General features: G+C 36.3%; 13 protein-coding genes. 7 read left to right on the top strand and 6 right to left on the bottom strand.

Annotated features, from left to right (window positions below; translation table 11 throughout):
• Positions 1-550 precede the first annotated feature (550 nt).
• From P9B04_RS04230 to P9B04_RS04240, 3 genes are all read left to right on the top strand, one after another.
• A complete protein-coding gene (locus P9B04_RS04230) occupies positions 551-1,387 on the top strand; it encodes a DUF3598 family protein (RefSeq protein ID WP_342053749.1) in 837 nt (278 codons plus the stop codon).
• 205 nt (positions 1,388-1,592) lie between these two features.
• On the top strand, positions 1,593-2,726 hold the full coding sequence (locus tag P9B04_RS04235; RefSeq protein WP_342053750.1) for a glycosyltransferase: 1,134 nt from the start codon (positions 1,593-1,595) through the stop codon (positions 2,724-2,726).
• Positions 2,727-2,852: 126 nt separating this feature from the next.
• Entirely contained in the window at positions 2,853-3,716 is an 864-nt protein-coding gene (locus tag P9B04_RS04240) for a cyclic nucleotide-binding domain-containing protein (RefSeq protein ID WP_342053751.1), read from the top strand.
• A 21-nt stretch (positions 3,717-3,737) separates the two neighbouring features.
• Here the strand turns inward: P9B04_RS04240 and P9B04_RS04245 are convergent, their stop codons facing one another.
• Complete coding sequence (locus tag P9B04_RS04245; RefSeq protein WP_342053752.1) at positions 3,738-3,944, bottom strand: hypothetical protein; 207 nt, start codon at positions 3,942-3,944, stop codon at positions 3,738-3,740.
• Positions 3,945-3,959: 15 nt separating this feature from the next.
• A complete protein-coding gene (locus P9B04_RS04250) occupies positions 3,960-4,640 on the bottom strand; it encodes a hypothetical protein (RefSeq protein WP_342053753.1) in 681 nt (226 codons plus the stop codon).
• Between the two features lie 197 nt (positions 4,641-4,837).
• Here P9B04_RS04250 and P9B04_RS04255 point away from each other — a divergent pair, with 197 nt between their 5' ends.
• Entirely contained in the window at positions 4,838-5,611 is a 774-nt protein-coding gene (locus P9B04_RS04255; protein ID WP_342053754.1) for an SDR family oxidoreductase, read from the top strand.
• A gap of 138 nt (positions 5,612-5,749) precedes the next feature.
• Here P9B04_RS04255 and P9B04_RS04260 read toward each other — a convergent pair whose 3' ends face one another.
• Positions 5,750-6,958, bottom strand: coding sequence for a 4-hydroxy-3-methylbut-2-enyl diphosphate reductase (locus P9B04_RS04260; protein WP_342053755.1), 1,209 nt, complete (start codon positions 6,956-6,958; stop codon positions 5,750-5,752).
• Positions 6,959-7,132: 174 nt separating this feature from the next.
• On the opposite strand from P9B04_RS04260, the gene P9B04_RS04265 reads away from it, so the two are divergent.
• Complete coding sequence (locus P9B04_RS04265) at positions 7,133-7,480, top strand: c-type cytochrome (RefSeq protein WP_342053756.1); 348 nt, start codon at positions 7,133-7,135, stop codon at positions 7,478-7,480.
• A gap of 7 nt (positions 7,481-7,487) precedes the next feature.
• Here P9B04_RS04265 and P9B04_RS04270 read toward each other — a convergent pair whose 3' ends face one another.
• Both P9B04_RS04270 and P9B04_RS04275 read right to left on the bottom strand, forming a co-directional pair.
• A complete protein-coding gene (locus P9B04_RS04270; protein ID WP_342053757.1) occupies positions 7,488-7,793 on the bottom strand; it encodes a DUF3082 domain-containing protein in 306 nt (101 codons plus the stop codon).
• A 28-nt stretch (positions 7,794-7,821) separates the two neighbouring features.
• On the bottom strand, positions 7,822-9,885 hold the full coding sequence (locus tag P9B04_RS04275) for a prolyl oligopeptidase family serine peptidase (RefSeq protein ID WP_342053758.1): 2,064 nt from the start codon (positions 9,883-9,885) through the stop codon (positions 7,822-7,824).
• Positions 9,886-10,053: 168 nt separating this feature from the next.
• On the opposite strand from P9B04_RS04275, the gene bchI reads away from it, so the two are divergent.
• Positions 10,054-11,130, top strand: a complete 1,077-nt coding sequence (gene bchI / locus P9B04_RS04280) for a magnesium chelatase ATPase subunit I (protein WP_342053759.1) — start codon at positions 10,054-10,056, stop codon at positions 11,128-11,130.
• A 179-nt stretch (positions 11,131-11,309) separates the two neighbouring features.
• On the opposite strand, the gene P9B04_RS04285 is transcribed toward bchI, so the two are convergent.
• On the bottom strand, positions 11,310-12,131 hold the full coding sequence (locus tag P9B04_RS04285) for a transglutaminase-like domain-containing protein (RefSeq protein WP_342053760.1): 822 nt from the start codon (positions 12,129-12,131) through the stop codon (positions 11,310-11,312).
• A 121-nt stretch (positions 12,132-12,252) separates the two neighbouring features.
• Here P9B04_RS04285 and P9B04_RS04290 point away from each other — a divergent pair, with 121 nt between their 5' ends.
• Positions 12,253-12,495: a hypothetical protein gene (locus tag P9B04_RS04290; RefSeq protein ID WP_342053761.1), complete on the top strand. Its 243-nt coding sequence runs from the start codon at positions 12,253-12,255 to the stop codon at positions 12,493-12,495.
• The last annotated feature ends 274 nt before the right edge of the window (positions 12,496-12,769 follow it).

Below are 12,769 nucleotides of genomic sequence, written 5' to 3' on the forward strand. Positions count from 1 at the left end.
TGTTTGGCCTAAGTTTTCGCAGCGAGTGACCCCTGGCTTTTTGAGAAGATACGGGTTGATAAGGTTTAGAAGGGGTTAAAGTTGGTTGTGTTTTTTCTTGAGATGTTGTCATTTTTAAAATTTGATTATTATAAGTTATAACTTATTAGATTAACATACTCCATCTATTATTAATTTTGAAGGATTAGAAAATCATGAATTAATTTAAGGTTACTTTGCAGGGTTTACAATTTAATTTTATCTTTACTGTTTTGTTTATGATAAATATTTTTATTTAATAGCTTCGTCAGAGCAACCCTAAAAAAAGATAAAAGAAGCATAAAAAGTTAGTACAAATAAAAACAGATGATTTCATACAGTGGCAAATGCTTGGATTTGAAGTAAATATATCAAAGTTGACAATAATAAGATTTATGACTTTCCTCTCAAGTATTTTTAGATATTAATGAATGAAATGTCCTTATAGTTTAAAATAACTTTTACCTTGGCTTTCAATTTGTTTGATTATTTAGTATGGTAAATAAAGATAATAATAAAACATCTTTAACAAATGGCTGAAAATAACTGGCAAAATTTCCTAAAAAATCTCGGAGAATGGCGAGGTTCGTTTACTAAAATTTCTCCCCAAGGCGATATCCTTGATTCTACTCTTTCTATTATCAATTTAGAAGGATTAGAAAACAATCAATTAGTTAAATTTCGTTTACGCCGTTTTGAGGGCAATGATTATGATCAAACCCCCACTCAAGACTATACACAAGAATACCGTTCCTTAGGAAAACAAATTATTTTCTTTGAGACAGGAACTTTCTCGAAAGGATCATTACAATTAGCCCCTTTTTCTGATTTTGGCTCAGAATTTGGCTTTATTAAAAGCGATCGCCGTTTACGTTGTGTCTTATTATACGACCGTCAAAATGAATTTTCAAGTATTACTTTAATTCGAGAATTTCGCAGTAACAGTAATGCTGAAGAAGGCCCCCAATTAACCCTAGAGCAACTACTAGGAAAATGGCAAGGAATCGCTTACACAGCTTATCCTGATTTTCGCCCCACGGATAAATTTGAAACCAGTTTAGAAGTTAATCAAGTTGCTGATAACCAAGTACAACAAACATTGTGTTTTTCAGGAGCCACTTTAACATCAACAGCAAATATTGAAGGCAATAAGCTAGTATTTAACACAGGAGATAATCCTCGACAAATTTTCTTGTTACCGGACGGAACTTCAACCAATGCACCTATCAAATTAGAATTAAGAAAACCCTTCTTCTTAGAGGTAGGATGGTTAGTCAATGAAAAAGAACGCCAAAGATTAATCCGTAATTACGATGCAACTGGTGCATGGATTGGTTCAACCCTAGTTATTGAACATAAGATTGATTAGGATAAAATTGATTTTTTGTAGAGAGAGTTTTCAAAAAATCTCTCTACATTACTACTTATAGAGTAGCATTAACGATGAGATTCCTCATTGGTCGGAATGACAACTAAACCAGTTAAGTATTTGAACTCTTAGCTTAGTTTTCTTGACTCAAATGACCCAACATAGCCTAATATATTGATGGTTATGCAAGAAAATTGAAAATCCTATGCGAATTGCTCTATTCACAGAAACTTTTTTGCCTAAAATAGATGGTATCGTAACCCGTTTACGACATACAGTTGACCACTTACAACGCGATGGAAACCAAGTTTTAGTTTTTTCTCCTGACGGTGGGTTAAGAGAACATAAAGGAGCAAAAATTTATGGTGTAAAAGGGATTCCTCTTCCTTTATATCCTGAGTTAAAATTAGCTATTCCTACACCTCAAGTGGGCAAAGCATTAGAGAAATTTAAACCAGATTTAATTCATGTGGTTAATCCTGCGGTTTTGGGATTAGGTGGGATTTATTACGCCAAAACTTTGAATATTCCCCTAGTTGCTTCTTATCACACCCATTTACCCCAATATTTACAACATTATGGTCTAGGTTCTTTAGAAGGATTGCTCTGGGAACTGCTAAAATTAGCCCATAATCAAGCCCGTTTAAACCTCTGTACGTCTACTGCAATGGTAGAAGCGTTAGAAACTCATGATATTGAACGGGTTAATCTTTGGCAAAGAGGGGTAGATACGGAGATGTTTCAACCCCATTTAACTTCAAAGCAAATGCGTTCCCGTTTATCGGGGGGAAATCCTGAAAATCCCTTGCTTTTATATGTAGGAAGGGTTTCAGCAGAAAAGCAAATCGATCGCATCAAACCAGTTTTAGAGTCCATTCCAGAGGCACATTTGGCAATTGTTGGGGATGGACCCCATCGAGAGGCCTTAGAGGCTCATTTTGAGGGGACTCAGACCCATTTTATAGGATACTTACAAGGGTTAGAATTGGCTTCTGCCTTTGCTTCTGCGGATGCTTTTGTCTTCCCTTCTACAACGGAGACTTTAGGTTTAGTGTTATTGGAAGCGATGGCAGCTGGATGTCCGGTGGTAGCAGCCAATTCCGGGGGAATTCCTGATATTGTTACAGATGGGGTAAATGGGTATCTATTTGAACCGACAGACCCAAATGGGTCGATTATGGCGACAAAACGTCTTTTAGCTGCCACGGAGGAACGAGAACAGTTACGTAGCAACGCTCGACAAGAGGCAGAAAAATGGGGATGGGCTGCAGCTACTCGTCAGTTGCAACGTTACTATGATTCTGTTGTTAGGGAGAACGTTTTGCCCCGTGTTGCGTAATGTGGGAAAAGAGATAAAAATTTGGAATTGAGAATTAAGTTTTTCTGCTCATTGTGCCTTCTTAATTCTCTTCTATGAAAAAATTATTATACTTATTATTGATGTAGTTAGATTTAATTATTTAAGATGGAATTAAAAAAAGTTAATCAAATTCTTCAAAATACCTCTCTCGGTCAAGAATTAAACGATGAAGAGTTAGAACGTTTAATTGAAATGGGCAAGATGGAAACGGTTAATACAAGTACCATTTTGATGCGTGAGGGAGAAAGTAGCGATGCCTTAATTGTTGTATTAGAAGGCGCAACAGAAGTTTTAAAAGGAATAAATAAGGGACAACCTCGACAGGTTGCTATACAGAAAGAGGGTTCTGTTTTGGGAGAAATGGGTCTATTTTTACACCGACCTCGCAAAGCAACAGTCAGAACTTTAACTCCCTGTAAAATTTTCGTGTTTCAAAGGGAAATTTTACAAAATTTACGGCAACAAAATGATAGTTTAGTGGCTAAAATAGCGATTAATTTAGGTTGTGTAGTCAGTCAAAAATTAGAAAGACTAAATGATGATGTAGTGGAGTTACTTAATAGTAATGGAGAGTTATTAACAACGATTGAAAGTTTACAAAATTCTCACTCAAAATCTGATTTAGAGAATAAGCGAAAACTTTTACTTTCCCAAGCTAAACAGTTACGTCAAAGCCAAGAAAAAGTTGAAAAGCAACTTAATTATCTTCGCACCGAAATCAACCGTACAAAATTGACTCGTCGTGCGGCAGAATTGATCATTGCTGTTGTTGCTGGTGGTGTCGTAACTTTTGGTTTAGGGCAGTTAATTGGATTAGGAATTACTCGAATTCAAGTACCCATAGACTCTGAGAAAGTATCCCCTGCAACTATCCCTTATATTAACACAAAAGAAGACTGCGAAAAACGAGATGGTGGAGTTTGGCACGAGGGCAACTGTTGGGATTTTACTCACAGTCCAAATTGGTAAAATAAGTTAAAAATTAAGTAATCAGGGTTCCTCTTGGTTTATCTTTTCTCTAATAACTTCCATTTGATTTGTCTTATCTGTTAAACCAAAATAATCCATCAATTTAACAACCCCGACAGAGACAATAACACCAATAGATAGCCCACTTGCTAACAAAATAATAAATACTTTTTTCGCTTGATTAACGGCTTTTTTTTGCCTTTCGGTTTTGGGAGAATCATAATCCATAATACAATTAAGTCATTAATTATTTAACAATTCTAACCCATTCAAAAAACTTCTGCTACTGCGAGTATCTGTAAGAGACTTTGGATAACGAACCCCTAAAGCATAAAGACGGTTTTCTACCAGATATAGTCTAATAGTTATAACTTCATTTTGATTGGAAAAGGTAAGTTCTTGACCTACATTATTATCTAAAAAAATCGCCCTTTTCTCAGTTAACTTAAAATCTTCATCTGGCGGTATTTCGTTTTGGATTGCTTCTAATAATATATCGATATTTTCTACTTGTTCACTTGTCAAATTTTCTGCATAAGCGGCAACATATTCTTGACCTTCTCTATGGGAAGTTAAACTACGGAAACTAATATCACCTAAAGTTGTGGATAATGGTAACTCATCTTGGGTTAAAATACCAGGTGGCATCCAGAAAGAAACCCCTCCTTGTTTAAAAACAATAAATTGCCAACTATTAGATTGATTTCTTAGAGGAATAACACCATCAGGAGGATTTTGAAATAATAGTCTATCTTCTGAAGTTAAACGCCCACTCTCAAAGAAACTCCTCATTTCTCGACCAATAGAAGGAGTTTGTTGTGCAACTTCCACTGATGGTTTTACAGGTACTGACTTAGCGGAATTTACGAATAAAGTAAAAGCAAAAATTGGAATAATTGCAGTTGTTTTAAACAAACTTTTCATAGATGCTAACTGAATCATACTTTTAGATTATCTCATACTTTTGCCTATTTTTCAGTAATTTTTATGATACTTACAATAACTCGAAAGAATATATTGATAACTAATTTAAGATTGATAATAACAAAAATTACAATAAAGTTGCCAAGGAGACACCCTAGAGCTTATGCTATTGAATGATAGTAGATCACTGTAGAATCATGTCAAAAAATACGGTTCTTGTTACGGGAGCGACGGGAAGAACAGGATTATTGGTCGTCAAAAAACTTCGTCAACTTTCTGATAAGTTTGAGGTGTTTGGTTTTGCTAGAAATCTAGAAAAAATAGAAGAATTATTTGGGTCCCCTGAGAACTTTTTTATGGGAGATGTCACTGAAAAATCTAGCTTAGAACCTGCTTTAGAAAGGTGTAATATGTTGGTGATTTTAACCAGTTCTGTGCCTCAAATGAAAGCACCTCCCCAGGAAGGACAACGGCCAGAATTTGAATTTGAAAACGGAGGAATGCCGGAGGAAGTCGATTGGATAGGGCAAAAAAATCAGATTGATTTAGCTAAAGAATTAGGTATTAATCATATTGTTTTAGTAGGTTCAATGGGAGGAACAAACCCTAATCATCCCCTCAATAAATTGGGTAATGGGAATGTTTTAATTTGGAAGCGTAAAGCAGAAGAATATTTGATTAATTCGGGGATTGATTATACCATTATACGTGCAGGTGGTTTACTCAATGAACCAGGAGGTAAAAGAGAGTTAATTGTAGGAAAGAATGATACTTTATTAGAAAATCCTCCTAACGGGATTTCTACAGTTATTCCTAGAGAAGATGTGGCAGAATTAGTAGCACAAGCGTTAATTGAAACATCAGCTAAAAATAAAGCTTTTGATGTTATTACTAAACCTGAAGATGATACTTCTGCTATTATTACTAAAGATTTTTCCTCTTTATTTGAGCAGACAACACCTGGATTGTAAGTTAAGTTTTCATACCTTAACTGTATCTCTAAGACCACTTTATTTGACTACTATGTCAGAGATTTTTTTCATAGATAAAGCTAAGCTAGGTTAAGCAATCATATAGTGTTTTTTTGATTGCTTACCTTGCCGGTTTGCCTATGCTAAAACCCTAGCATTTTTTTCTTCAAAAATGTACTGTATGACCGATTCTACTACTTTATCAGGGGTGGATGCGCCTGAAGTTACACCAACCACAATTTTACCTTCAGGGAGCCAATTTTTCATAGTCTCTATTTCTTTTCCTAATGGTTTATGTTCAATTTTATTCCCTAGTAAAATGCGCTTTTCGCTATCAATATGATATGAAGGAATGCCTCTTTCTACGGATATCTCTTGTAAATGGGTTGTATTAGAGGAATTAAAACCCCCAATAACAACCATTAAATCGACATCTTCTTCTACTAGATTTAACATGGCATCTTGACGTTCTTGTGTTGCATCACAAATGGTATTAAAACTCATGAAATGTTGATTTAGTTCGGTAGGACCGTATTTTTTTAACATCGTTGTTTCAAGAAGCTTTCCTATTTGTTCGGTTTCACTTTTTAACATAGTTGTTTGGTTAGCAATACCCAATTTTACCAAATCTTTGTCAGGATCAAATCCTTCTGAATAGGCGTTTTTGAACTTTTCTAGAAACTCCTCTTTATTACCACCATTGAGAATATAGTTACAAACATATTCAACTTCTTTTAGGTTTAAAACCACTAAATAAGTACCGGCGAATGAACTAGTTGCAACGGTTTCTTCGTGGCGATATTTACCATGAATAATAGAAGTATAATCTTTTTTCTTATGTCTTTCTACAGAACTCCAAACCTTAGAAACCCACGGACAAGTTGTATCAACAATTATGCAACCTTTATCGTTTAATAACTTCATTTCCGTTACACTAGCACCAAAAGCAGGTAGAATAACTACATCTCCTGTTCCTACTACTGAAAAGTCTTTGCTACCGTCAATTACTTGAATGAACCCTACATTCATCTCCAATAAGCGTTGGTTAACCGAAGGGTTATGGATAATTTCATTAGTTATCCAAATTTTCTCTTCAGGAAAGTGTTGACGGGTTTCGTAGGCCATTGCAACTGCTCTTTCTACTCCCCAACAAAAACCAAAGGATTCTGCTAATTTTATTGTAACATTTCCTTCTTGCCATTGATAATTATTCTCGCGAATTTTTTGAATGAGAGAACTTTGATACTCTGTGTTCATGGTTCCCATCACTTCGGTTTCATGACCAAACCCCTTGCGGTGATAATTGGTAGATTTGTGTAAGGTTCGTTTAAAAGCTTTTGTGTCCATAGGATCGGGTAATGTTAATTATCTATTGATCAATTATTGACTATCTTATCTCAATGAGCAAATTTATTTCTATATACTGTAAATTTTTGATTTAGATGATTGACATTGCCCTATGGTTTGTAAGAAAGAGGGTAGTTGTGTTACTGTTAAATTCTACTGCTTAAATTCGTATCTATGAGATTCAAAACTTACTCGATTCTTATTACTCTATTATTAATATTACTATTAGTATTTTTTCCAATCACCACACTAGCAGCAGAGGTTAATAGTGGTGCAAAGATTTTTGAAATTCATTGTAGTGGATGTCATCCCAATGGTAAAAATATTATTCGACGGGGTAAGAATTTAAAGTTAAAAGCTTTGAAAAAAAATAAAGTTGATACTTTGGATTCTATTATCAACCTAGTTGCCTATGGTAAAAATAATATGTCAGCTTATGAGGAAAGACTGACAAAAGAACAGATTGAAATAGTGTCTCAATATGTACTCAGTCAGGCTAACAACAACTGGCGTAAACCATAAAAACTAGTTAGCTTTCTGTTGTCTTTTCTTTCTGGAATAATAATTGAATTGCTAATAAAATTAAGCCAAAAGCAACAAAGAAAAAGACAAATGTGCCTAATGAAGCAACACCAGTAACTAAAGTTCTAACTAATGAACCAATCCTCAATACTAAGCCATTAGAAGATGTTAAAGGCTTATTAGCAAAGGTTTGCATAATCGAAGAGGTTAAGTTATAAAGTCCGTAACCTAACGTTCCTGATATTGTTGCTCCTATTAAACAGTTTGTTGGAGTTGGTTTTTTCTGAGTAGGCTTTTCTGTAGAGTTACCCATAGACAAAATTTTTATACTCTACATAAAATTATACCACACTTATACCTAGATTATCAACTAAAAAACCCCATCTATCGGCAATTTCTTCTATTAGTTTGGTGGTAGGTTTTCCTGCACCGTGACCGGCTTTTGTTTCAATGCGAATTAAAACAGGTTTCGCTCCATTATGAACATTTTGTAGGGTGGCTGCAAACTTAAAGCTATGTGCTGGAACCACTCGATCATCGTGGTCAGCTGTGGTAATCATAGTGGCTGGATAAGCTGTATTTGCTGTTAAATTATGTAAAGGAGAATAGCTTAAAAGTGTCTTAAATTCTTCTTCATTTTCGGAACTTCCGTACTCTGGACACCAAGCCCAACCGATTGTAAATTGATGAAAACGAAGCATATCTAAAACCCCAACTGCTGGCAAAGCTGCTGCGTATAATTCAGGCTTTTGGGTTAAACAAGCACCCACTAACAAACCACCGTTACTACCGCCACCAATGGCTAATTTTTGAGAAGAAGTATAGTTATTTTTGATTAACCATTCAGCTGCTGAGATAAAGTCATCAAATACATTTTGCTTTTTATTTTTCATACCTGCTTGATGCCATTCTTCTCCATATTCTCCACCTCCTCTGAGGTTGGGAACTGCGTAAACTCCTCCCATTTCCATCCAAACAAGGTTACTAAGAGAAAAATTTGGTGTTAAAGAAACATTGAATCCTCCGTAACCGTAAAGATAAGTAGGATTATTTCCATCGAAATCTAAGCCTTTTTTATGGGTAATAAACATAGGCACCTTAGTCCCGTCTTTACTTTCATAAAACACTTGTTTTATTTCGTAATCATCGGGATTAAAAGCCACATTAGGTTGACGAAAAATTTTACTTTCTCCTGTTACCATATTGTACCGATATATGGTTGTAGGAGTTGTGAAACTGGTAAAAGAATAAAAAGTTTCCGTGTCTTCTTTTTTCCCATTAAAGCCACCAACAGAACCAATCCCAGGTAAATTTACATCTCGGATAAAGTTACCCTGTAGATCATAGATTTTAATGGCAGATTTAGCATTTTCAAGGTAATCGCAAACAAATTGATTATTTAAAATACCAACTCCTTCTAAGGTTTCTTCTCTTTCTGGAATAATTTCTTGCAAATTTTCTTGATTTGATTTGTTGATGTCAATTTCGATAACTTTACCTTTTGGGGCGTTAAAATCTGTGCGAAAATAAAAAATTGAACCTTTATTATCAATAAAACTGTAGTCTGCTTCAAACTTATTGATAAGTTCCACAACTTCAGCATTTTCTTGTTTTAAATGCTTATAGAAAACGAGATTTTTAGAATCAGTTCCTTTCCAAACCCCGATTATTAAATATTGTCCGTCTTCGGTAACTCTTCCACTAAAACCCCATTCTTTCTCGTCGGGGCGATGGTAAATCAATAGGTCTTGATCTTGAGATGTTCCTAACTTATGATAGTAAAGTTTTTGATAGTAGTTTGTGTCTTCTAGTTTTGTTTTTTCGTTAGGTTCGTCGTAGCGACTATAGAAAAAGCCTTGATTATCTTTTGTCCAGGATGTTCCTGTAAACTTAGTCCATTTTAGATGATCCGATAAGTCTTTTCCTGTTTCAATTTCTCTCACCTTCCATTCTACCCAATCTGAACCGGATGTAGATAAACCGTAAGCTAAATATCGGGCATTTTCTGAGATAGATAAACCCGACAAAGCAACGGTTCCATCTTCGGATAAGGTGTTAGGATCTAGCAATATTTTTGCTTCATCATCAAGAGTTTTGAGAGTGTATAAAACACTTTGATTTTGTAGCCCATCGTTTTTAAAGTAAAAGTATCTTTCTGCTTTTTTAAAGGGAATTCCGTACTTTTCATAATCCCACAGTTCAGTTAAGCGTTGTTTAATTTTCTCTCTAGCCGAAATATTAGCTAAATAGTCAAAAGTAATCTTATTTTGAGCTGCAATCCATTTTTGGGTTTCTTCCGAGTCGGGGTTTTCTAACCAACGATAGGGGTCTTTTATTTCCACACCGTGATAAACATCTGTAACGTCTTGTTGAGGGGTATTTGGATAAGAAAAGTTGGCTGACATTTTAGGGTTTATGTAAGAGCAAGGTATGTGTATAATTTTATCATTAATAATCGATTCAATATTCGTTTCAATAAGTGTATCCTGTGCAACAATAGAAATAGATCAAAAATTGACCAACTAAGCGATCGCATAGCAAAATTATACTGAGAATAAACAGAAATAATCTAGATGACTGCAACCTTACAAGCTCCTCCAAAAACCCATCGCATTGTCTTTCCTTTTACGGCCATTGTTGGCCAAGAAGAGATGAAACTGGCCCTACTCCTCAATGTTATTGACCCGAAAATCGGCGGTGTGATGATCATGGGTGACCGCGGTACCGGAAAATCTACCACTATCCGTGCTTTAGCCGATTTGCTCCCCGAAATTGATGTGGTGGAAAATGATCCTTTTAATTCTCATCCTTGTGATCCCGACTTGATGAGCGACGATGCACGTCGAGCGTTGGAGGAACAAGGATCGTTACCGGTTGCCCATAAAAAGGTAATCATGGTAGATTTACCCTTGGGCGCAACAGAAGATAGAGTTTGTGGCACAATTGATATCGAAAAAGCCCTATCAGAAGGGGTAAAAGCCTTTGAACCCGGATTATTAGCCAAAGCTAACCGAGGTATTCTCTATGTGGACGAAGTGAACTTACTGGATGATCACTTGGTAGATGTCCTATTGGATTCTGCTGCTAGTGGTTGGAATACGGTAGAAAGGGAAGGTATTTCCATCCGTCACCCGGCTAGATTTGTATTGGTGGGATCCGGGAACCCGGAAGAAGGGGAATTACGACCCCAGTTGTTAGATCGTTTCGGAATGCACGCAGAGATCCATACGGTGAAAGAACCTAATCTACGGGTGCAAATCGTGGAACAAAGATCAGAATTTGATCAAGATCCCCCCAAATTCTGTGAAACCTATCAACAACAGCAAGACGATTTACAAGATAGTTTAGTCAAAGCACAAAATTTGCTCTCTTCTGTGAATATTGACTACGATTTACGGGTGAAAATCTCGGAAGTTTGCTCAGAATTGGATGTGGATGGGTTACGGGGTGATATTGTAACTAACCGTGCCGCCAAAGCGTTAGCAGCCTTTGAAGGGCGCACAGAAGTTACTGTGGATGATATTCGTCGCACCATGGTCTTATGTTTGCGTCACCGACTCCGTAAAGATCCCCTCGAAACTATCGATTCCGGTTACAAAGTAGAAAAAGCCTTTAATCGAGTCTTTGGAATAGAAACAGAAGAAAATTAAGCTCAACTTTAAGCTAGGGTCGATTGATGAATTGATCCTACAGTTCACTTTTGATCAAGCTTCAATTACCCCATCTAAGCTAACCCTCTAGATGGGGATCGTAAACCCCAAAGTTTGCAACGTAAGTTTTGAATAGTCCATTGAGCCTAGTCTTGGTTTAAACACCTCCGAATACTTCCCTAGTTCAGATTAACTTTAAGTCCTTTATTCTTCGCAGACTCTAAAGAAATATCTGGAAGATTACGAAGCATTTCATCCCATGTAACTTGCGATCGCAAGGCTTCTATGACTATCGAAAGCGGTTCAGCAAGAATCGTTTGAAAATCTGCCTCTTCAGCAAACTGAATCTTAAATGCTAAACGTTCTTGGGGAGGAAGAAATTGAGCGTCAACTCCTTCTTTATTTCCTCTCGCATCAACCCGATACCAACCAATTTTAGGCAAATAAATTGCGTTGAACCCGTGTAAACTATACGGCGCACCGTTGTCATCGATACTCAATCGCTGATAACAAAATCCTGTTGGGATTTGGTTTGCCCGAAGCAACGCAGCAAGTAAATGGCTCTTAGCATAGCAGTATCCCGTTTTGTGTTTAAGGACATCAGAAGCTCTCCAAGTCACTGGGTTCATCTGATAGTCAACGCTATGAAAGATTTCATCTCGCACCCACTCAAAGGACGCTTTCGCTATTTTCATTCGGGTCTTATATTCCGATGCGATCTGCTTAGCACGCTTCATAATTTCCGAATCTTGCCAGTTGATGACCTCACTAACCTTCAAATACTCTTTCATATAAATCGCCATGAATACTGCAACCTCAACTCCGAGCATCTTATCAGTAATATCAAACCCTGATGATAATGTTTCAAAAATTAGCATTGTTACGAAATCCCATGGAATATAGCCAAGCCCGTTAGAATTATAAGTTTTGTTTATCAAAATATTAGAGAACTTTGAAGCAATATTTTGTGGGAAATGTTGCTTGTTAACCAAGCTCAACATATACTTAACAATATGATAAATTCTATGATAATAGTCTTTTGTCTATGACTATAAATTAAGAAAAAGCACCTCAAGGAAGCAAGAACTATTTTCTACTTACAACCACCACGGAGCAAAAAACATGAACCAGTTTGAATCCAGACAGTCACAGTCACAGTTGAATAAGAATGAAGGATGGGTTGTACAAGTGTACAGCTCTAATCGTCGCTTACTCTGTATGTTAGAACCCTCCCACGGTTGGATCTTCTTGATTGGTTGCGGTTTTGGTTTACTGCTTTCGGTGATTTGGTTTAATGCTACTCGCAACAGTCCCCCCTTAGAATCTACCCCACCAACAGATTCACTGATATTGCCAGTGGATTAACCAAAGGCAGACATTGTAAACCATAAGTTTTTTTTATGTTTTAAATTTATCCTCAAAAATGCAAAAGAAGACAACACACCAAGAGATACGAATTCACCCTACATCCTAACTTCACCAAAACTTTATGATATAGGTGCAAGATATCAGTTTAACCCAAGTTTAAGAGAGTGACCTGAGTTCGGGGTTCGGAGTTGAATCTTTTCCAAGGAGAGAATCAGCGTTAAACTCACATCTTGCACCAAGAAAAGTTGATATGAGAAGCGATGGCTAAAAC

The sequence above is a fragment of the Crocosphaera sp. Alani8 genome, from assembly GCF_038442745.1.
Lineage (GTDB): Bacteria > Cyanobacteriota > Cyanobacteriia > Cyanobacteriales > Microcystaceae > Crocosphaera.